A 24,864-nucleotide genomic window follows, 5' to 3' on the forward strand; every position below is an offset into this window, starting at 1 on the left:
CTGGTTTGATGGAAACGAATAGTTCTAATGCAAGCTAGAAAAGGGGCTAATACCTTGGCGCTTTCGCTCGAAATCGACCTGCTGCGCTCGTTCGTCGTGATCGCCGAGGTGCGCGCGTTGAGCCGCGCGGCCGCGCGCGTCGGCCGCACGCAATCCGCGCTCAGCCAGCAGATGAAGCGGCTCGAGGAGGCGGTCGACCAGCCGCTGTTCCAGCGCACCGGCCGCGGCGTCGTGCTCACGCATCCGGGCGAGCGGCTGCTCGTGCATGCGCAGCGCATCCTGCGGCTGCACGACGAGGCGATGGCCGATCTGTGCGGCACGGGGCTGTCGGGGACGATCCGGTTCGGCTGCCCGGACGATTACGCGCAAGTGTGGCTGCCGTCGCTGCTGCGGCAGTTTTCGAGCCAGCATCCGCAGGCGATCGTCGAAGTGGTCTGCGGGCCGACGCCGCGGCTCGTCGAACAGCTGGAGAAGCGCGCGGTCGATCTGGCGATGATTTCCGTGCCGGACGACGGTGCGACCGGCGACATCATTCGCCGCGAGCAACTGGTCTGGATCGGCTATCCGGGGCTCGATCCCGCGCATTTCGATCCGCTGCCGCTGGCGCTGTCCGATCGCGATACGCTCGATCACGTTGCCGCGTGCGACGCGTTGAACCGCGCCGGCCGCGACTATCGCGTCGCGTATGCGAGCAGCAGCCTCGCCGGGCTGATCGCGCTGGTGCGTTCGGGGCAGGCGTTCGCGGTGATGACGCAGACGGCCGTGCCGGCCGACGTCGCGATCGTCAACGGCGATCCGCATTTGCCGCCGTTGCCGGCGGTGGGCATTACGCTGCGGTTCGACCGGAAGCGACCGTCGCACCTGACCGCCGCATTCGCCGACCATATCCGGCAAACGCTGCCATTGCTTTGACGGTCGACGCGGATCAGTCGACCATCGACGAGGCCGACATCTGCGTGCGGCCACGCGTCTGCGCGGCCGCATCGCGCACGCGGATTGCCGCCTGCATGCCCGATAGCTTCAGTTCGGTTTCCTGATATTCGTTGCCCGGCTCGGACTCGGCGACGATGCCGCAGCCCGCGAACAGCCGGCACGCGCCGCCCGCGACCAGCGCCGAGCGCAGCGCGACGATGAAATCGCCGTTGCCGTGCGCGTCGATCCAGCCGATCGGCGCCGCATACCAGCCGCGATCGAAGCCTTCGTGCGCACGGATGTGGTCGAGCGCCGGTGCGCGCGGATGGCCGGCCACCGCGGGCGTCGGATGCAGCGCGGCGACGACCTGCAACAGCGACGCATCCGCATTCAGCGCCGCGCGGATCGGCGTGCTCAGGTGCTGCAGCTTCGGCAGCCGGTGCAGCGACGGTTGATCGGGCACGTCGAGCGTGCGCGACAGCGGCGCGAGCGCGGCACGGATCGCGTCGACGACGAGCGCGTGTTCGAGCCGTTCCTTCGCCGAAGCCATCAGCGCGGCGCCGAGCGCGCGATCGTCGTCGGGCGTCGCGCCGCGCCGGATCGTGCCGGCCAGCGCATGCGTGCGCACGTCGCCGGCCGCGACACGCGCGAGCCGTTCCGGCGTGGCGCCGACGAAGCACGCCCCGTCGCGACGGACGGCGAACAGGTGCGCATGCGCATCGCGCCGCCGCAGACGGCGCAGCAGCGGCGCGATCGCGACGGGCCGCGCGTACCGTTCGAGCACGTCGCGGGCGAGCACGACCTTGCCGAACGCGCCGTCGCGGATCGCGTCCACTGCGCGACGGACTTCGTGCTGCCATTCGCTCGCCCGCAGCGCCTGCGTGTGCAGCAGTTGCGGCGGATCGTCCTCCGCGGCCTCGGCAAGCGCACCGAGCGACTCGATCCGCGCGAGACACGCATGCGCGAGCGCGGCCGGATCGTCGTGGGCGGCGACGACCTGCTGGCAGACGGCCCAGTACGCGTCGCCTTCGCGCACGATCAGCAGCCGCGCCAGCGTCATGCTCGCATCGGGAAACGGCGCCCAGTGCGCGCTGCGCGGGCCCTGCGAATCGAACCGGAAGCCGCCGACCAGCCGCGGCGGCTGCGGGCCGGCCGTGACCGCGTCGCGCACGAGCGTGCGCCAGCGCGCGTCGATCTGCGCGAAGCGCGTGTCGCCGGTGGCGCGCAGTTCGACGGCGCAGTCCCAGCCGAACAGCGTGACGGACGCATCGCCGGCTTCGTGGAAGCACCACGGCGTGACGCCGTCGTCCCACGCGGCGATCAGGTCGAAGAAGTCGAGCGGGCGCAGCGGCACCGAGACCGACGCGAGCGTCGCCGTGCCGGTGGCGGCGGCGCGGCGGGCCGCCCGCGCGAACGTGTCGTGCAGCAGCGGAAGGCCGGCGTTCATGCGAGCCCCCGCTGTTGTCGCCAGTATTGCGTCTGCTGCGCGATGTACCACGCGATGAGCTGGACGAACAGCGTCTCGACGTAGTCGGCGTCGAGGCCAGCCTGTTCGGCCCAGCGGCGCCGGTCGGGCAGCATCGCGGCCACCCGCTCCGGCGCGGCGATGCTCGCTTCGTCCGGCTTGAAGCGCGACGCGGCCAACACGTACTGCATGCGCCGGCCGAGCGCGTCGATGATGTCGGCGTCCAGGCGATCGATCGCTTCGCGAATGTCGGGAAGCCCCATGCAGGCGTCCGGTGTTTTCATGTGTACTCCTTTCCGTAACGAAGGGACTGGTCGATCCGTTCGACCAGATGGGCGATCACCGCCGGGTATTGGTGCCGCAGATAGAAGTGGTCGCCGTTGAACGTCTGGACGCGGATCGGCCGCGTCGCGACGTCCTGCCACGCCTGCGCCTCGTCGTTGTCCAGCTCGGGATCGGCGAGCGGCAGCATCACGCCGAGCGGCGCATCGATGCGCGGCGGGCGGTCGCGCCGATACGTTTCGATCGCGCGGTAGTCGTGGCGGATCATCGGCAGGTAGATCGCGCGCATTTCAGGATCGGCGAGGAGCGCGGCGTGCTCGCCGGACAGCCGGGCGACATCGCCGACGAGCGCGTCGTCGGATTGCAGGTGCAGATCCGACGGGCGCTGGCGATGCGGCGGCGGCAGCGCGGAAACGGCCACGTAAAGCGGCGCGGCGCCGCGCGCTTCGAGCCGCACCGCGACCTCGTACGCGAGCGCCGCGCCGAGGCTGTGCCCGAACAGCACGAGCGGCGCGTGCGCATAGCGTTGCAGCGCGTCGGCGGCCGGGCCGGCGAGCGCGTCGATCGAGTGCAGGCACGGCTCGCCGAAGCGTTCCTCGCGGCCCGGATACTGCAGCGCGAGCAGATCGACGTCCCACGGCAGCGCACGGCGCCAGCCGCGAAAGAAATTCGCGGTGCCGCCTGCATGCGGAAAGCAGACGAGTTGCGCGCGCGGGCACGGCGACAGCCGCAGCTCGCGAATCCAGTGCGAATCGGTCGCGCGCGTGCTCATGCGGCCGCCGGCTGCAACTGGCGGCGCAACAGGTCGCGCAGCGATTTCTTGCTGGTCTTGCCGATGCCGGTTTCCGGAAAACGCGGCATGAATTCGATGCGGTCGGGGATCTTGAACGCCGCGAGCCCGCAGTCGCGCAGATAACGTTTCAGCACCAGTCTGGACGGGGCCGGCGTGCGTGCGACGACGAACGCGCAGGTCCGTTCGCCGAGCATCGGGTCGGGCATCGCGACGACCGCCGCGTCGTGCACCTGCGGATGCGCGAGCAACAGGTTTTCCACTTCCTCGGCGGAGATCTTCTCGCCGCCGCGGTTGATCTGATCCTTGTCGCGACCTTCGACGACGAGGTCGCCGTCGGCGGTGCGCCGCACGCGGTCGCCGCTGCGATAGAAGCCGTCGGCCGTGAATGCCGTCGCGTCGTGCTCCGCGAGCCGGTAGTAGCCGCGGATCGTGTACGGGCCGCGTACCTGCAGTTCGCCGATTTCGCCGGGCGCGACCGGTGCGCCGGTTTCATCGACGATGCGCACTTCGTCGCCGTCCGACACGGGGCGGCCCTGCGTGTGCGCGATGCGCTCGGGCGCATCGTCGAGCCGCGTGCAGCAGATGAGCCCTTCGGCCATGCCGAACACCTGCTGCAGCCGGCAGCCGAGCACAGGCGTCACGCGCGCGGCCGCGTGGTCCATCAGCCGTGCGCCGCCGACCTGCAGCACGCGCAGGCTCGACAGGTCGGCCTGTCGTTGCGGCTGCTCGTCGAGCCACAGCAACGCGAGCGGCGGCACGAGCGCGGTATGCGTGACGCGTTCCTGCGCGATCAGCGCGAAGCTTTGATCGGGCTCGGGCCGTACGGTCGTCACGACCCGGCCGCCCGCGAGCAATGCGCCGATCGTGCCGGGGCAGCACAGCGTGAAGTTGTGCGCCATCGGCAGCGCGGCGAGATAGACGGTGTCGGCGTCGAACCCGCTCGCGGCGCTGCACGCGCGCACGTTGTACAGATATTCGCGATGGCGGCGCGGAATCAGCTTCGGCGTGCCGGTTGTGCCCCCCGACAACTGGAAGCACGCGATGTCGTCGGCGCTTGCCGCGCAGGCGTGCACGGGCGGCGCGCCGTACAGCGTATCGAACGGCGTGAACGCGTGATCGTCGCCGGCCATCACGACGTGCTCGAGCGTCGGGCAGTCGGCTTGCAACGCGGCCGCGAGCGGCCGGCAGTCGAAATCGCCGAGTGGCGACGCGCCGAGGTACGCACGCGCGCCGGCGAAGCGGCAGAACGCGCCGATCTCGTAGTGACGGTGCGCGGGCAGCGCGAGCACCGGCCGCACGCCGAGCTGGAACAGCGCGAAGCACGTCTCGATGAAGCGCGCGCCGTTCGGCAACTGGACGACGACCGTATCGCCGCGCGTCAGGCCGAGCCGCGCGAGGCCGCCCGCGACGCGGCGAATGCGCGCCAGCAGATCGCGATAGCACAGCCGGAGCGTGCCGTCGACGATCGCGAGCGCGTCGGGATGGCGCTGCGCGCAGGCATCGAGCGCGTCGAAGAACGTCGTGTCCTGCCAGTAGCCGACGTCGCGGTAGCGGCGCACGAACGCGTCGGGCCAGTCGGGCGCGTCGGCCGGCACGGCCGCCGCCACGGAAGAAGGGGAGGATTGCATGCGCTGACCTCGAGCTCCGGCAAGTTGTCAAAAATTGTAAATGAGAGGTATTATCATTTAGAACAGGTGCTGCGATAGCGCCGTTTCTTTTGATATCGCGGCAATTTCGTTCGATCGGGCGTCGATCGCGCGGCGCCCGCCCGGTCCGGCCGGACAATCGGCCGGTTGCCGCCGGCGTGCGCCGGCCCGCGCGTGCCGCCTCACCAACGGACCTCCGATGAGATCGACTTCCTTCGCTTCGTCACGACGTCACCCGCCGGTGCTCGTGCCCGGCAATCATCCGGGCGTGGTGCACATCGACGCGGGCATGAAACTCATGAGCGGCACGCTGTGCTCGGACAGCCGCGACTGGTACGAGGAGCCGCTCGAAAAAGGGCTGAAGCTCGTCCTCGTGCAGAGCGGGCAGTTACGCTGCCGCGTGCCGGGCCAGCCCGAGCAATGCATCAAGGGGCCGGGCCTGTGCGTGATCGCCAACGACGGCGAATTCACGACGCACCAGATCTACGATCGCGACGTGCCGCTGCGCTACACGATCGTGCAGCTCGGCCTCGACGCGCTCGATCGCAACCTGAGCCTGCTGCCGGAGAAGATGCTCGCGCCGACGGGCGGCGATCCGCGCATCGTCAGTTGCCCGGCGTCGAAGGCGCTGCAGGCGCTCGCCGTGCAGATCGCCACCTGCCCGTTCGATGGCGCGGTGCGCGAGTACTACCTGAAGGCGAAGGCGTTCGAGCTGACCGCGCTGAGCGCGCAGTTGCTGGCCACGCAGCGGCAATCGGCGCCGGCCGACGTGCGCGTCACGTCGTCGGATGTCGAGCGCGTGTACGCGGCGAGCGACATCCTGACGCGCGAGCTTCAGCATCCGCCGACGCTCGACGCGCTCGCGAGCCGCGTCGGGATGAATTCGCGCAAGCTGACGGCCGGCTTCCGCAAGGTATTCGGCACGAGCGTGTACGCGTATCTGCAGGAATACCGGCTGCGGACCGCGCACGCGATGCTGTGCGCGGAGGATGCGAACGTGTCGACCGTCGCGTACCGCGTCGGCTACAGCCCCGCGCATTTTTCGATCGCGTTCCGCAAGCGCTACGGCATTTCGCCGAGCGATATCCGCGTGTCGTCGAACGCGATCGACGACCACGAACGGGTGGGCGCGGCGATCTAAAACAACTGACCGGCAGCCTAAAGGAATCGACCGGGCTCATGGGTGTTAATGAGATAGATTCTCATTCACGGGTGGCCGCCGCCGCGCGGACCCGCCGTCGAACGACCCATACAAGGCGTGCCCATGAGCCAGACCGTTGTCGATTCCATTACCGACCATTCCGATCCTTCCTGTTGTGCTCCCCCTGACTTTCGCGCACGGCTCGTCGCACTGATCGCCGAGCTGCTCGACGAATCCGTCGACGAGATCGCGTCGCTCGACGACGACGAGGACCTGCTGAGTTGCGGCCTCGATTCGATCCGGCTGATGTATCTGCAAACGCGCGTGAACCGGCTCGGCCACGCGCTGACGTTCGACGCGCTCGCACGCACGCCGACGCTCGGTGCGTGGACTGCGTTGCTTACGAACGCGCCGCGTATCGCGCGGGCGGAAGCCGCCGCTGCTTCCGAAGCAGTCGACGTGCATGCGCCGTTCGAGTTGTCCGCGGTGCAGCAGGCGTACTGGCTCGGCCGCGGCGACGGCGAGGTGCTCGGCAACGTGAGCTGCCACGCGTTCCTCGAATTCCGCAGCCGCGCGATCGATCCCGTTCGTCTCGACATCGCGTGCCGGCGCGTGCGCGAGCGTCATCCGATGCTGCGCGCGCGTTTCGACGGCGGCCGCCAGCAGATCCTCGCCGAGTCGGACGCACCGGTGTTCGCGCACGCCGACTGGCGCGACCGGACGGCGGCCGATGCGGAAACCGAATGGGCGTCGCTGCGCGCGTTCCGCTCGCACGAATGTCTGGACGTCGAGCACGCGCAAGTGTTCATGATCGGGCTCGTGCAGATGCCCGGCGGCGAGGATCGCGTGTGGCTCAGCGTCGACCTGCTCGCGGCCGATGTCGACAGCGTGCGGCTGCTGATGCACGAGATCGGCGTCGCGTATGCCGAGCCGTCGGCGCTGCCGGATGCGCCGTCGACATGGTTCCCGGCCTGGCTCGCGCGTCGCGCGGCCCAACCGCGCGCTGCGCGGGCCGCGGCGCGCGACGCATGGCACGCGCGGCTCGCGACGCTGCCGGAAGGGCCGGCGCTGCCGCTCGCCCGTGCGCCGGACACGATTCGCGCGCCGCGTTTCAGCCGCGTGGCGCATACGCTGAGCACGGACGAGCTCGCGCGTCTGCAGGCGCGCGCCGCGCAGCATGGCGTCACGCTGTCGTCGGTGTTCGGCGCGGCGTTCGCGGCCGTGCTCGCGCGCTGGAGCGGCCGGCACGCATTCCTGCTCAACGTGCCGCTGTTCGACCGGCACGGCGATGCGCCCGATCTGGGCCGCGTGATCGCCGATTTCACGACGCTGTTGCTCGTCGAATGCGACGTGCACGCCGATGCGAGCACGGCCGACGCGGTGCGCGCGTTCCAGCAGCGGCTGCACGGTGCGATCGCGCACGCCGCGTATCCGGCGCTCGACGTGCTGCGCGATGCGCGTCGGCACGGCACGCCGCGCGCGGCGCCGATCGTGTTTTCGTGCAATCTCGGCGACGAATCGTTCGTGCCCGATGCGTTCGCGCGGGTGTTCGGCGATCTGCACGACATGATTTCGCAGACGCCGCAGGTGTGGCTCGACCATCAGCTCTATCGCGTGCCGGGCGGCGCGCTGCTCGCGTGGGACAGCGTCGACGGCCTGTTCCCGGACGGGATGATCGACGCGATGTTCGGCGCGTATGTGGCGTTCGTGCAGGCGCTGTGCGATCGCGACTGGCGGCTGCCGATCGCGGTCGGGCTGCCGTCCGCGCAGCGGCGCGTGCGCGATGCGCTCAACGCGTTGCCGGCCCCTGGCCGCGTGCGCACGCTGCATCACGATTTCTTCGCGCTGGCCGCACGCGAGCCGGCTGCCGTCGCAGTGCGATGCGGCGACCGCACGATGACGCGCGGCGAACTGGCCGCGCAGGCGCTCGCGATCGCGGGCGGGTTGCGGGTGGCCGGGATCGGCCACGGCGATGCGGTCGAGATCAGCCTGCCGCGCGGGCCCGCGCAGGTCGCGGCCGTGTTCGGCGTGCTGGCGGCCGGCGCGTGCTACGTGCCGCTCGACATCGCGCAGCCGGTCGCGCGCAAGGCGTTGATCGAGCGTGCGGCGGGCGTGAAGGCCGTGATCGGCGACACCGCGTGCGCGGACGGGCCGCTGCCGCACGTCGGCGTCGCCGCGCTGCTGCGACATGCGCCGCTGGCCGCGCCGCTTGCAGTCGCGCCGCAGGCGACGGCCTACGTGATCTACACGTCCGGGTCGACGGGCGTGCCGAAGGGTGTCGAGATGACGCACGCGGCGGCGCTCAACACGATCGACGCGATCGATGCGCTGCTCGGCGTGCGCGCGGACGATCGGCTGCTCGCGGTGTCGGCGCTCGATTTCGATCTGTCGGTGTACGACCTGTTCGGCGCGCTGGGCGCCGGCGCGGAACTCGTGCTGCCGACGCAGGACGAAGCGCGCGATGCGGCGCGCTGGATCGACCTGATCGCGCAGCACCGCGTGACGCTGTGGAACTCGGCGCCCGCGCTGCTGGAAATGGCGCTCGCCGTGCCGGCGCCGCGCGACGCGTGCCGCAGCGTGCGCGCGGCGCTGCTGTCCGGCGACTGGATCGCGCTCGACCTGCCGGCGCGCCTGCGCGAGCGCTGCGGCGACGCGTGTGCGTTCCACGCGCTCGGCGGCGCGACCGAGGCCGGCATCTGGTCGAACGTGCAGACGGTGCGCGACGTGCCGCCGCACTGGCGTTCGATTCCGTATGGGCGGCCGTTGCCGGGGCAGGCGTATCGCGTCGTCGATGCCGACGGGCGCGATGCGCCCGATTACGTGCCGGGCGAATTGCTGATCGGCGGCGACAGTCTTGCGCGCGGCTACCGGAACGATCCCGAGCTGACCGCGCAGCGTTTCGTGCAGCACGCGTCGGGCCGCTGGTATCGCACCGGTGACCGCGGCCGCTACTGGCCGGACGGGACGCTCGAATTCCTCGGGCGCGAGGATCGGCAAGTGAAGGTGCGCGGGCACCGGATCGAACTCGGCGAGATCGAGGCGGCGCTGGCCGCGCATCCGCGGATCGACGGCGCGTGCGCGAGCGTCGTCCACGGCGAGGCCGCGCGCATCGTCGCGGCGTTCGTGCCGGCCGATTGCGCAGCATCGGACCCCGCGCCGTCGTCGCTCGCGGAAGCCGGCACGGCCGACACGATGCCGGCGGAAGCGGCCGTCGCGCATGCCGTTGCCGGCCGGTTGCGCGACGGCGACGCGGGCTTGCCGCCGTCGCTGCGTGCGCACTGGCGCGCGAAGGGCGACGCATCGATTGCCATCGACGATGCGCTCGATCGACTCGACTGGCAGGCCCCCGATCTCGACGACCTGACGGCAGCGCTGCGCGCGCTCGCCGCCGAGCCCGACACCGCCGCGCAGCGCGTGCCGCTGGACCCGTGCGTGGCGCCGCTCGCGTTCGCGACGCGTTTGCCCGACGGCGCGCGCGCACTGCACGAATTTGCGGGCGCGCTGGACGCACAGGCCGCGGCAAACGAACGCGCATTGCGCGTCGCGGTGCTCGACGTCCGCGCTGGGCAGCCGCTCGATGCCGGGCTCGGCGTGCTTGACGATCCACGCTTCGACGTGACGCTGTTCGACGTGTCGCCGGGCCTGCTGCACACCGCCCGGGCCCGCTTCGCCCGAACGATGCCGGCGCTTCAGCCGATGCAGGACGGCTTGCTGCCCGCACGCCATCTCGGCGCATTCGATTGCGTGATCAGTTTCGCGGCCGCGCATCTGCGCGACGATCCGCGCGACACGTTCCGGATCGCGGCTGCGCTGCTTGCGCCCGACGGCCGCCTGCTGCTCGCCGACGTGCTGCGCGATTCGCCGCTGCGCGAACTCGTCGCGAGCGTCGCGGGCGATGCGTCGCCGCCGCGGCCGTTCGCCGGCGATGCGCTCGCGGCAGCCGCCCACGCCTGCGGTTTCGCGCTCGATGCGCGGAGCTGGCGCTCGGCGGCGTTCGTCTGCATCGCGGCGCGCCGGGTCGGCGAGCCGATCGCACCGGCGGCCCTGGCCGACTGGCTGCGCGACCGGTTGCCCGACGCGATGCGCCCCGATGCGCTGTGGTGCGTGCCTCGCTGGCCGCTCAACGCGAACGGCAAGATCGACCGCCGCGCAGTCGGGGATGCGCTCGCGCGCGCACTCGGCGACGCACCGGCCGCGCACGACGCGTTCGTGCCGACCGACGAACGGCACGCGATATTGCTGGCCTGCTGGGAACAGGCGCTCGGCCGCGCGGCGAACGCGCGCGACGCGACGTTCTTCGCGCTCGGCGGCGACAGCCTGCTCGCGACGCGCCTGCTTGCGCAACTGCGCGAGCGGCTCGGCGTGCGGATCGGGATGGCCGCGTTCTACCGGCAGCCGACGCTGGCCGGTCTCGCGGCGCAGCTCGACGAACTGACGTCGGCGGTGCCCGCCGACAGCGACGCATCGGTCGCGACGATCGAGGAGGGCGTGCTGTGAGCTTCGACGACGTGCTCGATCTCTGCCGCGAACGGCAGATCGAACTATGGTGCGACGACGGCGGCCAGTTGCGCTATCGCGCACCGGCCGGCGCGCTCGATGCGGATCTCGCCGCGCGCATCAAGGCCGAACGCGACGCGTTCGTCCGCTTCCTTCAGGACGGCGCATGGCGCAGCGATCCGGCGCGCCAGTACGAACGGTTCGCCCTGACGCCGGTGCAGGCCGCGTATGTGCTGGGCCGCCACGCATCGTTCGAGTTCGGCGGCAGCGCATGCCATCTATACGTCGAATACGACGAACCGAAGGATCTCGACTGCGTGCGCTTCGAAGCCGCTTGGAATGCATGCGTCGCGCGCCATCCGATGCTGCGCGCGATCGTCGAGGACAACGCATGGCAGCGCGTGCTGCCCGACGTGCCGTGGCAGCCGCTCACCGTGCACGACCTGCGCGACGCCGACGCGAACGCATTCGACGCACACCTGAACCGCGTGCGCGAGCGCCTCGATCATGCGGTGCATGCACTCGACCGCTGGCCGGTGCTGCAGCCGGAAGTGAGCGTCGGGCCGGACGTCGCGGTGCTGCACCTGTCCGTGGATTTCACGCTGATCGACTACGCGAGCCTGCAATTGCTGCTCGCCGAATGGCGGCGTCGTTACGACGATCCGCAATGGCGGCCCGCGCCGCTCGACGCGACGTTTCGCGACTATGTGATGCATGAAGCACAGGCCGGCACGCGGGCCGACCATGCGCGCGACAAGGCGTGGTGGCTCGCTCGCATCGACGCGCTGCCCGCGCGGCCCGATTTGCCGGTCGTGCCCGTGCTGCACACCGGCGCGCCGCCGCGCTTCACGCATCGGCATGCGCAGCTCGATCGCACGCAATGGGCCGCGCTGAGCGGCCATGCGAGCCGTTTCGGGCTGAGCGCGGCGAGCGTCGCGCTGGCCGCGTTCGCCGAAGTCATCGGCCGCTGGAGCCAGGCGCCGGCGTTCTGCCTGAACCTGACGGTGCTGAACCGTCCGCCCGTGCATCCGCGCATCGATGCGGTGCTCGGCGATTTCACCGCACTGAGTCTGCTCGCCGTCGATGCGACGCACGGGCGCGATTTCGTCGAGCGCGCCCGCACGATCGGCGCGCGGATGTTCGACGATCTCGACCATCGCGCGTTCACCGGCGTCGACGTGATGCGCGAACTCGCGCGGCGGCGCGGCAAGGAGGCGGCGCTGATGCCGGTGGTGTTCACGAGCGGGATCGGCAGCGTCGGGCGCCTGCTCGGCGAGCAGGCGACTCGCGCCGAACCGCCGCGCTACATGATCAGCCAGACGCCGCAGGTATGGCTCGACTGCCAGGTGACCGACCAGTTCGGCGGGCTGGAAATCGGCTGGGACGTACGCGACGACCTGTTTCCGGACGGCATGCCGGCCGCGATGTTCGATGCGTATGTCGCGCTGCTGGGCCGGCTGGCCGACGATGCCGCATGGTGGTCGCGTGCGGGCGACATCGTGCTGCCGTCCGCTGCGCCGGTCGCCGACGTGCATCCGGATGCGGATACGCATATCGCGGCCGGTTTCGCCGCGCAGGCGTTGCGCACGCCCGATGCGCCGGTCGTGATCGACGCACAGGGGGCGCGCACGTATCGCGACGTCGCGCAACACGCGGCGGCGCTGCGTACGGCGCTGGAGCACGCAGGCGTCGGCGTGGGCGACACCGTCGCGGTGCTGATGCCGAAGTGCGCGCACCAGCTCGCGGCCGTGCTCGCGATCGTTCAGACGGGCGCCGCGTACGTGCCGGTCGACAGCCGCCAGCCGGCGCTGCGGCAGCAGGCCATTCTGCGCAATGCGCGGGTACGTGCGGTCGTCAGCGTGCAGGCGCTCGCATTCGAACACGATGGTTGCGTGCGCATCGATATCGATGCGTTGCCGATCGATCCGCAATGGCCGCCGCGCGCCGCGTGCGACGTCGCCCGCGATGCGTTGGCCTACGTGATCTACACGTCGGGTTCCACCGGCGAGCCGAAGGGCGTGATGCTGAGCCACGCGGCGGTGTGCAACACGCTCGCCGACATCAGCGCGCGGCATGCGGTCGGCGCGGGCGACGTGGTGCTGGGCCTGGCCGAACTGAGCTTCGACCTGTCCGTCTACGACTGCTTCGGTGCAACCGCGCGCGGCGCATGCATCGTGCTGCCCGATCCGGCGCGCGGCAACGATCCGTCGCACTGGGCCGAACTGATGGCGCGCCACCGCGTGACGCTATGGAACTCGGTGCCCGCGCAGGGGCAAATGCTGATCGACTACCTCGAAGGCGAACCGGCGCTCGACGTGCCGGGCCCGCGCCGCGTGCTGTGGTCGGGCGACTGGATTCCGGTGACGCTGCCGGCCCGCTGGTGGCGCCGCTGGCCCGACAGCGCGCTGTTCAGCCTGGGCGGCGCGACCGAAGCGTCGATCTGGTCGATCGAGCATCCGATCCGCCCCGAAGACACGCAGCTCGCGAGCATTCCGTACGGCCGCGCGCTGACAGGGCAGACGATGGAGGTGCTCGACGCACTCGGTCGGCCGTGCCCGCCCGGCGTGCGCGGCGAGATCCATATCGGCGGCGTCGGGCTCGCAACGGGCTATGCGAACGATCCCGTGCGGACGGCCGAACGCTTCATCCGTCATCCGGACGGGCGCAGGCTTTATCGCACCGGCGATCTCGGGCGCGTGCGCGCCGACGGCTCGCTCGAATTCCTCGGGCGGCAGGACGATCAGGTGAAGATCCGCGGCTACCGGATCGAACTGGCCGAGATCGACGCGGCGCTGACCGCGCATCCGCTCGTCGGCGCGGCCGCGACGATCGTGCTGGGCGACGGCGCGGAGCGCCGGCTCGCGAGCTTCGTGTCGCTGCAGGGCGCGGAAGCGCCGCCGTCGGCGCAGGACGATGCGCTGCATGACGTAGCGACGCAGGTGCGTGCGGCATTCGACGCCGCGCATTGGCCCACGCAGGCGGACGTGTCGCGTTCGGTCGCGCAGCTCGAAACGGCATGCGTGGCGTCGCTCGCCGCGTGGATCGTGCCGGCCGGCGGCTTGACGACGGACGGCTCGACCGGTTTCGCGACGCTGTGCGAGCGGCTGCGCGTGCCGGCGGCGCGACGGTATCTGCTGCGCCACTGGCTCGCGATGCTGGTCGCGCATCGCGTGCTGGATGCGGACGCCGAAGACGGTTGGCGCATGCGGCCTGACGCGCACATCGTCGACGCGCTTGCCTGCTGGGACGCATTCGCGCAACACGCGTCGCCCGAGCTGTGGCCGGCCGTGCTCGTCGACTACTTCCGCGATAGCGCCGGATGTCTCGACGCGCAGATCGACGGCAGCGTATCGCCGGCCGGCCTGATGTTCCCGGAAGGTGCTCCGCATATCGCCGAAGCGATGTACAGCGACGGCGAACATGCCCGCGCGCTGCATCGCGGGATGGCGCAGGCCGTGCGCGCGGTGATCGAGCGCGAGCCGCAGCGCGCGTGGCGCATCCTCGAGATCGGTGCGGGCACGGCCGCCGCGACGCGGGCGATCGTCGACGCGCTCGCGCCGCTGGTCGAAGCCGGGACGCGCATCGATTACCTGTTCAGCGACGTGTCGAGCTACTTCCTCGCGGCCGCGCGCGAGCGTTTCGCCGCGTATCCGTGGATGCGCTTCGTGCGCTTCGACATGAACGCGCGCTGCGACGCGCAGGGCATTGCGCCGCATTCGGTCGACCTGACGATCAGCTCCGGCGCGCTGAACAATGCGCGCGATACGGTCGCGCTGATCGCCGGATTGCGCGCGCTATCGGCCGCCGATGCGTGGTGGGTGATCCAGGAGCTGACGGCCGAGCATCCGGAAATCAGCATCAGCCAGGCGCTGATGATGGAGACGCCGGACGACGCGCGGGCCGCATCGGCACGGTTGTTCGTGCCGCACGCGCAGTGGCTCGACTGGCTGCAGGCGGAAGCGGGCGATCGCGCGCTCGGGTGCGTCGCGCCCGACACGCCGCTCGCCGCGCTCGGCTACGACATCCTGCTGGCCCACGTGAAGCGCGGCGCGGCGCGCATCGCGCCGGATGCGCTGCTGGCGTTCGTCGCCGAGCGCGTGCCGGGCTACATGGTGCCGTCGCAACTGCGCGTGCTCGAACGTTTGCCGGTAACCGCGAACGGCAAGATCGACCGCCGTATGCTGGCCGGCATCGCCGATATCCGCGAGCCGGCGCCGCCGGTGGTCCGACCGGTGGCGACGCCGGCCGCCGATCCGCTGCTGGCGCGACTGATCGGCTTGTGGGAAACCGTGCTCGATACGCGCGACGTCTCGCCGGATCAGGACTTCTTCGCCGCGGGCGGCGATTCGCTGTTGATCGCGCAGCTCGTGTCGCGGCTGCGCGGCGAGGAACCGCTCGCACATGCGCATCCGTTCGACCGGCTGCTGCGCTGGGTGCTCGCGCAGCCGACGCCGGCCGCGTTCGCGCAATGCCTGCGCGACGCAGGCGAACAGCCGGCGAGCGCGCCGCCGACGGCCGCGCGGGCCGCGTTGCGCACACCGCGTGCATCGACGGTCGTCCACGCGCCGGCGCCGCGCGTGCGCGCCGGCGTGCGGCCGATTCCGCTCGCGCCGGGCGACGGCGTGCCGCGCGTGATCGTGCACGAAGGGCTCGGCACCGTGCATGCGTATCGTCCGGTGCTTCCCGCGCTCGCGCGGCTCGGCCCGGTGCTCGGCTTCGCGGTGCGCGACGCGCAGGACTATCTCGACCTGCCGGCGCAGCACCTGAACGCGACGCTCGGCCGGCGTTATGCGGAGGCGCTGTGGCGCAGCGGCGCGCGCGAGGTCGACGTGCTCGGCTATTGCTCGGGCGGGCTGGTCGCGCTGGAAATGGCGAAGTCGCTGGTGCAGCTCGGCGTCGCGGTGCGCACGCTCGACATCGTGTCGAGCTACCGGATTCCTTACCTGATCGAGGACGAACGGCTCGTGCTGTTCAACTTCGCGGCGACGCTCGGACTGCCGCTCGACGCGCTCGGTTTTCCGGAGACGTACGTGCTGGCCGACGCGCTCGCCGACGCGTTGAAGGCGGCCCCCGCGCGGCTCGCGCCCGGCAGCTTGCAGGCGCAGCTCGAAATCTTCGGCGATCGCTGCGAGCCGCTCGACGTGCTGCGCGACCGTGTGTTGCGCGCGGCGGCCGGCCTGTCGATGCAGGACGCGCTCGCACATCCGCTGCTCGACGAGCGCGAGCGGCTCTACCGGCTCTTCATGCATTCGGTGCAGGCGTGCCATTGGGCCGGCGATGCGCCGTATGCGGGCGCGTTGCGGCTGTTCGTGCCGGAGCGCTGCAACCCGCTGATTCCGCAGCAGCGCGCGGCGCTCACCGACTACTGGACGGCGCAGGCGCTCGGCGGCATCACCGCCGTCGATATCCCCGGCGGTCATTTCGACTGCCTGAACGCCGCGTTCGTCGATACCCGCCTGAAGGAGGCACGATGAAGGTCCATCCGCTGCCGGTCGTCGTGGCCGGCTCCCGTTTCGGTCAGTTCTATGCGGCGGGCCTCGCGGCGTCCGGTTCGTATCGCGTCGCCGGCATCCTCGGGCAGGGCAGCGCGCGCACGGCGGCGTTGGCCGCGCGCGTCGGCGCGCCGGTGTTCGATTGCGTCGACGCGTTGCCGGACGACGTACGCGTCGCCTGCGTCGCCGTCGGCGGCGCGGCGCGTGGCGAGCAGGGCGCAGCGCTCGCGTGCCGGCTGCTCGAACGCGGGATCGACGTCGTGATCGAGCATCCGCTGCTGCCCGACGAATGGGACAGCGTGTTGCGCACCGCGTCGCGCGAGGGGCGCCGTTGCCTGCTCAACAGCTTCTATCCGAACCTGCCGGTCGTCGCGCGCTTCATCGCGGTCGCGCGACGGCTGCGCGAGACGAGCGCGCCGGTGCATGCGGATGTCGTGTGTTCGGTGCAGGCGAGCTACGCGGCGCTCGACGTGCTCGCGGCCGCGTTGCAGGGCGTCGGGCCGTGGTCGGTCGAACCGATCGGGCCGGCGCTGTCGTCGATGCGCGAATGCGCGATGGTGCTCGCCGAAACGCCGGTGTCGCTGCGCGTGCACAACGAGATGGCGGCGGCCGACGACGGCCGGATGAGCCTGCTGTTCGGCATCACGCTGACGACCGACGCCGGCACGTGGACGCTCGCGTCGCCGCACGGCCCGCTGTGGTGGGCGCCCGCGCTGCGCGAGCCGGCGATGGATGAAAACGGCCTGTTCCCGATTTTCGGCGAGCCGGCCGGCGATGCCATGCCGAGCATCCAGATCTGCGACGACGCACAGGACACGTGGGGCGACATTCATGCGCGCTGCTGGCCGCAGGCGGCCGTGCGCGCGGTCGACCGGCTCGTGGCCGGCGACGGGCTGCACGCGTGCAACCAGCGCAGCATCGACGTGGCGCGCGTCTGGCAGCAGTTGACCGCGCAGCTCGGTTTTCCGGAGCAGCCGCCGGGCGATGCGCGCGCCGCGACGCTCGGCATGCTGCTGGAGCTTGCCGCATGAAGGGGGCGTTGTTTGCAATGTTGCGGCCGTTCGCGGTGCCGCTCGTCACGGCGGTGGCGTTGCAGGCGTTGGCCGGCGTCGCGTCGCTCGTGCCCTGGCTTGCGCTCGCGCATCTCGCCGACGCATGGCGCGCGATGGCGCAGCTCGACGCGGCGGCGCGCGGCTGGCTCGTCGCGGCCGCGGCGGCCGGCGCGTGCTGGCTGGGCGGCCAGACGGTCGCGCTGCACCTGACGCACCGCGTCGACGCCGATCTCGGCGACCGCTTGCGCAAGCGCCTCGCCGATCATCTGCAGCGTTTGCCGCTCGGCTGGTTCGCGCGCGCGGGCAGCGACCGCGTCGCGCGCCATGTCGACCAGGACGTGCGCGCGCTGCACCAGCTCGTCGCGCATGCACCGGTCGATCTCACGCAGCTCGTCGTGGTGCCGTGCGCGGCGCTCGCGTGCCTGCTTTACCTGAATCCGGCGCTGCTCGCGTTCGCGCTCGTGCCGCTCGTCGCCGGTGCGGCGCTGTTCCGCTGGATGCGGTCGGCCCGATTCGCGCCGGCCTTCGCGGCGCGCAACGCGGCGCTCGAACGGCTGATGGGCGACTACGCGCAGCTCGCGCAGAATCCGGCGCTCGTGCGGCAATATCCGGGCGCCGGCATCGAGGCGGCCGCGCTGGCGTCGGCCGGGAATTTCTCGCACGCGTTCTCGGCGTGGGTCGGCCGCATCGGCGGCCTCGGCGCCTGCACGCAGGTGCTGCTCGGCACGCCGTTCCTGCTTGCGTGGGTCGTGTCCGGCGCGACGTGGCTGACGGCCGGGCAGTTGCCGGTCGGCACGCTGTGCGCGTTCGCGCTGCTGATCTGGGCGGTCGCGGCGCCGGTGCGCGCGCTCGGTCACGGCGCCGATGCGTTGCGCGAGGCACGCGCCGCCGCCGCGCGGCTCGATGCGTTGCTCGCGCAGCCGGGCTTGCAGGAACCCGTCGACGGCGCGGCACAGGCGCCGCGCGATGCATCGATCGAACTGCGCGGCGTGCAGGTCGACATCGACGGCGAGCCGATCCTGCGCGACATCGACGCGACGATCGCGGCCGGCACGACCACCGCGATCGTCGGGCCGTCGGGCGCGGGCAAGAGCACGCTGCTGATGCTGCTCGCGCGCTTCATGGATCCGGATCGCGGCACGGTGCGGCTCGGCGGCGCCGATCTGCGGCTGCTCGCGTCGGCAACGCGCCGCGAACAGATCGCGATGGTGTTCCAGCAGGCGACCGCGCTCGACGATGTGTCGATTGCCGCGAACATCGCGCTGTACCGCCCCGATGCCGATCGCGACGCGATTTGCGCCGCCGCGCGCGCGGCCTGTCTCGACGCACGCATCGACGCATTGCCGGGCGGCTACGACTGCGTGTGCGGTCGCGACGTGCGGCTGTCCGGCGGCGAACTGCAGCGGCTGTCGATTGCACGTGCGCTGCTGTCGCGCGCGCCGGTGCTGCTGCTCGACGAACCGGCGTCGGCGCTCGATCCGCAAACCGGGCGCGCATTGCGCAACGCATTGCGCGCCGACACGCGAACGCGCGTGATCGTCAGTCACGATCTCGACGCGATCCGGCATGCGGACCAGATTCTCGTGATGGCACGCGGCCGCATCGTCGAGCGCGGCACGCATGCGGCGCTGCTGGCCGCGCACGGGCTGTATGCGCGGCTCTGGCGCGAACGCGACGCAGCAGGCGGGGAGGCCGCATGATGACGCAATCGCTCAAACTCAAACGTTTGCAGTGCCTGCCGCGCGACACGCGCCGCGCGCTATGGCGCGGCGTGAGTTGGGCCGTGGCCGCCGCGTTGCTTGACGGCGCGTGCGGGCTGCTGCTCGTGCCGCTGATCCGCGCCTGGTTCGCCGGCGCGCAGGCTGCCGCGCTGCACTGGACGGCCGTGCTAGGCGCGCTGACGCTGGGCCATGCGCTCGTGCTTTACGTCGCGCAACTTCGCGGTTATCGCGCGGGCGGTGCGCTGGCCGTCGGTCTCGTCGAACGCCTCGTGCAACACCTGCCGCGCATCGCATCGTGGCAGGCCTTGCGCGACAGTCATCCGGCCGGGTTGCTGCGCGGGCCGGTGATGCGGGCGATGGGCATTCCCGCGCACCTGCTCGGCCCGTTGATCGGCGCGGTCGTCACGCCGCTCGCGGTGGTCGCGGGGCTCGCATGGATCGACTGGCGCATCGCGTTGTGTCTCGCGGCGGCGGCCGTGCTGCTGTTCGCGCTGCTGGAGCGCGGCGGTGCGCGCACGCTCACGTTCGAACAGGCGCGCGCCGCCGGCGATCGCGACATGGCCGTGCAGCTTCAGACCTTCGCCGCGCATCAGGGGTTGCTGCGCTTCGCGGGCCGCGAAGGCGATGCGCGCGCGGCGCTGCAGCGCGCGTTCGACGAACAGCATCGTCGCACGCGGGCGCTGATGCGGCGCTCGCTGCCGATCGCGCTCGGGTTCGCGGGCGCGGTGCAGGGCGTGTTCGTCGCGATGCTGCTCGGCGGCGCATGGACGGTCGCGGCTGGCCGGCTCGACGCGGCGACGGCCGTGGCGGTACTCGTGCTGCTCGTGCGCTTCATCGAGCCGCTCGCGCAACTCACGCAGCTCGACCAGGCGTTGCGCGGCGGCTGGCGCGCGCTCGACACGGTGCTCGCCGTGCTGCACGCGCCGCGTTTCGACAGCCCCGAGCGCGGCACGCCGGTGCACGATGCGAGCGTCGACGCGGTACGCGTCGGCTATCGATCGGCCAGCGGCGCGACGCTGCTCGACGGGATCGACCTGCATTGCCCGGCGGGCGGCTTCGTCGCGATCGTCGGCCCCACGGGGGCGGGCAAGAGCACGCTGCTCGGCCTGCTCGCGCGACTCGACGATCCGTGCGCGGGGCGCGTGCTGCTCGGCCGTGCCGACGCGCGGCACCTGAGCGAGGCGACGCTTGCCGCGACGCGCAACCTCGTGTTCCAGGACAACGGGCTGTTTCGCGGCAGCCTCGCGTGGAACGTGCGGATGGGGCGACCCGACGCGACCGATGCCGAATTGCGCGCCGCGCTGGATGCCGTTGGTCTGCTGCACGACGCCGAGCGCCTGCCGGACGGCCTCGACACCGACGTGGGGCCGGGCGGCCAGTTGCTGTCGGGCGGGCAGCGCCAGCGGGCGTGCCTGGCGCGTGCGCTGCTGGCGCGGGCGCCGGTGCTGATGTTCGACGAACCGACCGCGAGCCTCGACGAGCTGAGCGCGCGGCGCGTGCGCGATGCCCTCGTCGCGCTGCGCGGGCAGCGCACGCGCATCGTCGTCACGCACCAGCCGGCGCTCGCGGCGGTCGCCGACACGATCGTCGTACTCGATGCGGGCCGTGTGCGGGCGACCGGCACGCATGCCCATCTGATCGAGACCGATGCGTGGTACGCGACGTTCGCTCGCGCCGGGCGGCCGCCCGACGGGGCGTTGCCCGCCGGCCGGGACGCGGAAACCCGGCCGGCCGAATCCGAGTACTGACGTGAACAATGCGGGCCGCCGTGCCCGGAATCGATAGGAAAAGCCCGTCGATCGAAAATTCGCCCGCCGATTCCAATTGATAATGAGAATGATTATCAAATACGGGGGCGGGAATGCGGTACGCGGTACGAGAACCAGAGAGATCGATGATGAGGGGCGCACGCGTCGTCCGTTTCGGGCGCTGGCGTCCGTCGCTGTATCTCGGCCTGCTGATTGCCGCGCATCCGGCGGCGGCGTTCGCCGATGCGGCGCGGGCGGGCGGCGCGGAAGTCCGGAAGGAAGAGGCGGCCGCCGCGCAGCCTGCCGAAGGCGAGTTGAAGGCGATTGCGGTGAATGCGTCGCGGGGTGTGGCCGACGATCCGTCGGTGGCGACGGTCGGCAAGATGCCGCTCGCGCTGCGCGAAATTCCGCAGTCGGTCAGCGTGACGACGCGCGAGCGGATCGACCAGCAGAACCTGTTCTCGCTCGACGAGGTGATGCAGCAGTCGGCCGGCGTGACCGTGCAGCCTTACGTGCTGCTCACCACCGCGTACTTCGTGCGCGGCTTCAAGGTCGATTCGTTCGAGTTCGACGGCGTGCCGGTCGTGATCGGCGACATGGCGAGCGCGCCGCAGGACATCTCGGTGTACGAACGCGTGGAAATCCTGCGCGGTGCGAACGGGCTGCTGCACGGCTCGGGCAATCCGGCCGCGACCGTCAACCTCGTGCGCAAGCGTCCGCAATACCAGTTCTCCGCGCATGCGACCGCAAGCGTGGGCAGCTGGGACCGCTATCGCGCGGAAGCCGACATCGGCGGCCCGCTCAATGCGGCCGGCACGGTGCGCAGCCGGCTCGTCGCCGCGTACGAGGATCGCCACTTCTTCTACGACCATGCGAAGCAGGACACGCGTTCGATCTACGGCGTCACGGAAGTCGACGTGACGCGCGACACGCTGCTCACGTTCGGCGCGCAGTACCAGACGACGTCGTCGGTGCCCGACATGTCCGGCGTGCCGATGGCGCGCGACGGATCGAGCCTCGGCCTGTCGCGCTCGACGTTCCTCGACACCGCGTGGGGCCGTTTCAACTGGGATACGACGCGCGCGTTCGCATCGGTCGAGCAGAAGCTCGGCGCCGGCTGGAAGGCGAAGGTCAGCGGCGAATACCAGAGCGTGCGCTCGGACCTGAAGTACGCGGGTTCGTTCGGCGCGATCGATCCGGCGACGGGCGCCGGCGGCCGACTGACCGGCGCCGCGTATCAGTTCAGCAGCTACAGCCGCAGCGTCGATGCGAACGTGCAGGGTCCGGTGCATGCGTTCGGGCTCACGCACGACCTGCTGTTCGGTCTCACCTACGCGAACAGCAGCAGCGGACAGCTGACCGCGCCGCTGCTCGGCGACGTGGCCGGCACGCCGGTGAACGTGTACCGCTGGAACCCGAGCAGCGTGCCCGAGCCCGGCGTCGGGCCGTACCAGCAGTCGCAGCAGAACGACATTTCGCAGAAGGGCGTATACGGGCTCGGCCGCATCAAGCTTGCGGAGCCGCTGACGCTCGTGCTCGGCGGCCGGATGAGCTGGTGGAACCAGGACAGCCTCGGCGCGCACTACAACACCGGCCACCAGTTCACGCCGTACGGCGGGCTGATCTGGGATTTCGCGCGCGACTGGTCGTGGTACGCGAGCTATGCGGAGGTGTTCCAGCCGCAGACCAAGTCGATGTGGGGCGGCGGCATCCTGACGCCGGTGAAGGGGCGCACCTATGAAACCGGCGTGAAGGGCGAACTGGCGGGCGGCAAGCTGAACGTGTCGCTCGCGGCGTTTCGCATCGATCTCGACAACAACCCGCAGGTCGATCTCGCGCATCCGTGCGCGGGGCCGAACTGCTACTACGTGAACGGCGGCAGCGTGCGCAGCCAGGGCTTCGAGTTCGAGGCGAACGGCCGCATCACGCCGTGGTGGAGCGTGTGGGCGAGCTACACGTACGACACGATGCGTTATGCGGACAATCTCGCGAACGCGGGCACGTTCGCGCCGCTGCTGAACCCGCGCCACCTGTTCCGGCTGTGGACCAACTACGACCTGCCGTGGCAGGCGCGGCGCTGGAGCATCGGCGGCGGCGTGCAGGTGCAGAGCAGCTACTCGGCGCAGGCGAACGGCGTCACGATGACTCAGGGCGGCTACGCGCTCGCGAGCGTGCGGCTCGGCTACCGCTACGACAAGCACTGGAGCGCCGCGCTCAACGTCAACAACCTGTTCGACCGCCATTACTACCTGAGCCTGGGCCAGCCGGGCTGGAACAACCGTTACGGGGAACCGCGCAACGTGATGCTGACCGTGCGCGGCCAATTCTGATGGCGTCCGGCTGGGGTGCGCGAGCGGCGATCGCGATCGGCGGCGTGCTGCCGGGGGCGGTCGCGCTCGCGATCACGCTGGCCCGTCATTACCCGGCCGACGGCCTGAACCGGCTCTATGCGGCCGTGCTGCTGACGCTCGCGGCGAGTGTCGCCGCGCTGCTGTGGGTGCTCGTCGCGCCCGGCCGTCGGCAGGCCGCCTGGCGCGCGGGTGCGTGGCTCGCGGTGCTCGTGCCGTGCGCGATGTTGTGGGGAGGGCGCTGACATGGACGCATCGTCGCGTTCGCGCTGGCGCGCGCTGCATCGCGGCGCCGGCGCGCTGTTCGGCGTGGTGCTGTTCGTCGTGCTGTTCAGCGGCGCGTGGAGTCTCGCGTTCGATTCGATGCAGGGCTGGTGGCGGCCGCCGGCGCTCGCCGTCGCGCGACCGACGTTGCCGCTCGATGCGCTCGTCGCGCGTGCGGCGTCGCTCGGGGTCGCGTTGCGCGATGCGCGCATCGTGCTGCCGAGGCCGGACGATCCGGCCATCCGTTTCTGCGATGCGCGCCAGACCTGCACGCTCGCGCTCGATCCGGCGACCGGCGCGCCGCTGCCCGATGCCGCGCGGGCGACGTCGATCGTCACGCTGCACAAGACGTTGTTCGCCGGCTTCCCCGGGCGCATCTTCGTCAGCCTGTGGGGCATCGTGCTGCTCGTGCTCATCGTCGCGGGCGTCGTCGTGCATCGCAAGCGCTGGCCCGACGCAGCGCGCATCCGGCGCGGCCACGGCTTGCGCATCGCGCTGTTCGACCTGCACGCGTGGATCGGCCTGTGGGGTACGCCGTGGCTCGTGCTGTTCGCGTTCACCGGCGCGTTGTCGGGGCTCGGTGCGCTCGGCACGGTGGCGCTCGCGGGCGTCGCGTATCCGGGGCAACCGCAGCGTGCGTTCGCCGAACTGCTCGGCGGGTCGCTGCCCGTCGAGGCCGGCGGTCCGTGGCGGCATGCGCCCGATCTCGATGCACTGCTGCGGCGCGATGCGGCGCGCAGGCCGGATTTCCGGCCCGAAGCCGTCGCGTTGCAGCGCTGGGGCGACGTGAACGCGCGCGTCGAGATTGCCGGCACGACCGCGGGCCTGCCGAGCACGGCCGTGTTCGAACGCCACCTGTATCGCGCGGCGGACGGGCAATGGCTCGCCGATGCGACGTCGCGCGGCCGCGGCTTCTGGCTGCGCGCGTTCATCGCGGTGCAGCCGCTGCATTTCGCGCAATACGGCTGGGTTGGCGCGGCCGGCGGCGTGCTGCGCGTGCTGCATTTCCTGATGGGGCTCGCCGCCTGTGCGTTGTGCGCGACGGGGCTGCATCTGTGGATCGAGCGGCGGCGCGCGCAGCGCGATCGTGCGGCGGACCTGCTGGCCGCCGCCGCGGTCGGCGTGTGCGGCGGGCTCGTGCTCGCGGGCGGCGTGCTGCTGTTCGCCGGTCGTGCGTTGCCCGATGGCGTGCACGTCGACCATGCGCTCGCGCTGCTGTTCTGGGTCGTGTGGGGCGGCGCGATTGCGCTCGCCGCCTGTGTCGCCGATCGCGCGGCATGGCTGCGCGTGCTGATGCGTGCGGCCGGCGTCGCGTACGCGCTGGCCGGCGCGACCCATTGCGCGATCGCGCTGCTGGGCGCGGGCAGACCCGTGTACTGGCCGATCGACGCGGCGCTCGTCGCCTTCGGCGCGTTGCTGCTGCGGGCAGCGCGCCGTCCGCGGCGCGACGCGATGCTGGCCGCGCGCGTGCCGGCCTGCGCCGAACCTTTTTAACCTCATTCA

14 protein-coding genes are annotated in these 24,864 nt (G+C 71.2%); 10 read left to right on the forward strand and 4 right to left on the reverse strand.

Annotation, left to right across the window (positions count from 1 at the left end; translation table 11 throughout):
- The first annotated feature begins 27 nt into the window (after positions 1 to 27).
- Positions 28 to 912 (forward strand): LysR family transcriptional regulator, encoded by an 885-nt coding sequence (locus JYG37_RS28130; protein WP_050012356.1) that lies wholly within the window; start codon positions 28 to 30, stop codon positions 910 to 912.
- A 13-nt stretch (positions 913 to 925) separates the two neighbouring features.
- On the opposite strand, the gene JYG37_RS28135 is transcribed toward JYG37_RS28130, so the two are convergent.
- The 4 genes from JYG37_RS28135 to JYG37_RS28150 are packed head-to-tail and all read right to left on the reverse strand — an operon-like array spanning position 926 to position 5,080.
- Positions 926 to 2,359: an isochorismate synthase gene (locus tag JYG37_RS28135; RefSeq protein WP_213346247.1), complete on the reverse strand. Its 1,434-nt coding sequence runs from the start codon at positions 2,357 to 2,359 to the stop codon at positions 926 to 928.
- On the reverse strand, positions 2,356 to 2,661 hold the full coding sequence (locus JYG37_RS28140) for an isochorismate lyase (RefSeq protein WP_050012358.1): 306 nt from the start codon (positions 2,659 to 2,661) through the stop codon (positions 2,356 to 2,358). Before JYG37_RS28140 ends, JYG37_RS28135 begins: the two co-directional genes overlap by 4 nt.
- A complete protein-coding gene (locus tag JYG37_RS28145) occupies positions 2,658 to 3,431 on the reverse strand; it encodes a thioesterase II family protein (protein WP_050012359.1) in 774 nt (257 codons plus the stop codon). Before JYG37_RS28145 ends, JYG37_RS28140 begins: the two co-directional genes overlap by 4 nt.
- Entirely contained in the window at positions 3,428 to 5,080 is a 1,653-nt protein-coding gene (locus JYG37_RS28150) for a (2,3-dihydroxybenzoyl)adenylate synthase (protein ID WP_089489610.1), read from the reverse strand. The genes JYG37_RS28145 and JYG37_RS28150 overlap by 4 nt, the downstream gene beginning before the upstream one ends.
- Positions 5,081 to 5,297: 217 nt before the next feature.
- On the opposite strand from JYG37_RS28150, the gene JYG37_RS28155 reads away from it, so the two are divergent.
- The 9 genes from JYG37_RS28155 (at position 5,298) to JYG37_RS28195 (ending at position 24,855) form a co-directional block, all read left to right on the forward strand.
- The gene (locus JYG37_RS28155) at positions 5,298 to 6,239 is read left to right on the forward strand and encodes a helix-turn-helix transcriptional regulator (protein ID WP_204384418.1); all 942 of its coding nucleotides are present in this window, start codon (positions 5,298 to 5,300) and stop codon (positions 6,237 to 6,239) included.
- Between the two features lie 123 nt (positions 6,240 to 6,362).
- On the forward strand, positions 6,363 to 10,736 hold the full coding sequence (locus JYG37_RS28160; RefSeq protein ID WP_213346248.1) for a non-ribosomal peptide synthetase: 4,374 nt from the start codon (positions 6,363 to 6,365) through the stop codon (positions 10,734 to 10,736).
- On the forward strand, positions 10,733 to 16,210 hold the full coding sequence (locus JYG37_RS28165; protein ID WP_213346249.1) for a non-ribosomal peptide synthetase: 5,478 nt from the start codon (positions 10,733 to 10,735) through the stop codon (positions 16,208 to 16,210). The genes JYG37_RS28160 and JYG37_RS28165 overlap by 4 nt, the downstream gene beginning before the upstream one ends.
- Entirely contained in the window at positions 16,207 to 17,259 is a 1,053-nt protein-coding gene (locus JYG37_RS28170; protein ID WP_050012364.1) for a Gfo/Idh/MocA family oxidoreductase, read from the forward strand. Before JYG37_RS28165 ends, JYG37_RS28170 begins: the two co-directional genes overlap by 4 nt.
- On the forward strand, positions 17,256 to 18,980 hold the full coding sequence (locus JYG37_RS28175) for an ABC transporter ATP-binding protein (protein WP_213346250.1): 1,725 nt from the start codon (positions 17,256 to 17,258) through the stop codon (positions 18,978 to 18,980). Before JYG37_RS28170 ends, JYG37_RS28175 begins: the two co-directional genes overlap by 4 nt.
- Positions 18,977 to 20,749, forward strand: a complete 1,773-nt coding sequence (locus JYG37_RS28180; protein ID WP_213346251.1) for an ABC transporter ATP-binding protein — start codon at positions 18,977 to 18,979, stop codon at positions 20,747 to 20,749. The genes JYG37_RS28175 and JYG37_RS28180 overlap by 4 nt, the downstream gene beginning before the upstream one ends.
- A 146-nt stretch (positions 20,750 to 20,895) precedes the next feature.
- A complete protein-coding gene (locus tag JYG37_RS28185) occupies positions 20,896 to 23,079 on the forward strand; it encodes a TonB-dependent siderophore receptor (RefSeq protein WP_239468991.1) in 2,184 nt (727 codons plus the stop codon).
- The gene (locus JYG37_RS28190) at positions 23,079 to 23,342 is read left to right on the forward strand and encodes a hypothetical protein (protein WP_050012368.1); all 264 of its coding nucleotides are present in this window, start codon (positions 23,079 to 23,081) and stop codon (positions 23,340 to 23,342) included. The genes JYG37_RS28185 and JYG37_RS28190 overlap by 1 nt, the downstream gene beginning before the upstream one ends.
- A 1-nt stretch (position 23,343) precedes the next feature.
- Positions 23,344 to 24,855, forward strand: coding sequence for a PepSY-associated TM helix domain-containing protein (locus tag JYG37_RS28195; protein ID WP_050012369.1), 1,512 nt, complete (start codon positions 23,344 to 23,346; stop codon positions 24,853 to 24,855).
- Positions 24,856 to 24,864: the final 9 nt, after the last annotated feature.

The sequence above is a fragment of the Burkholderia sp. LAS2 genome (assembly GCF_018417615.1).
Classification (GTDB): Bacteria; Pseudomonadota; Gammaproteobacteria; order Burkholderiales; family Burkholderiaceae; genus Burkholderia; species Burkholderia sola.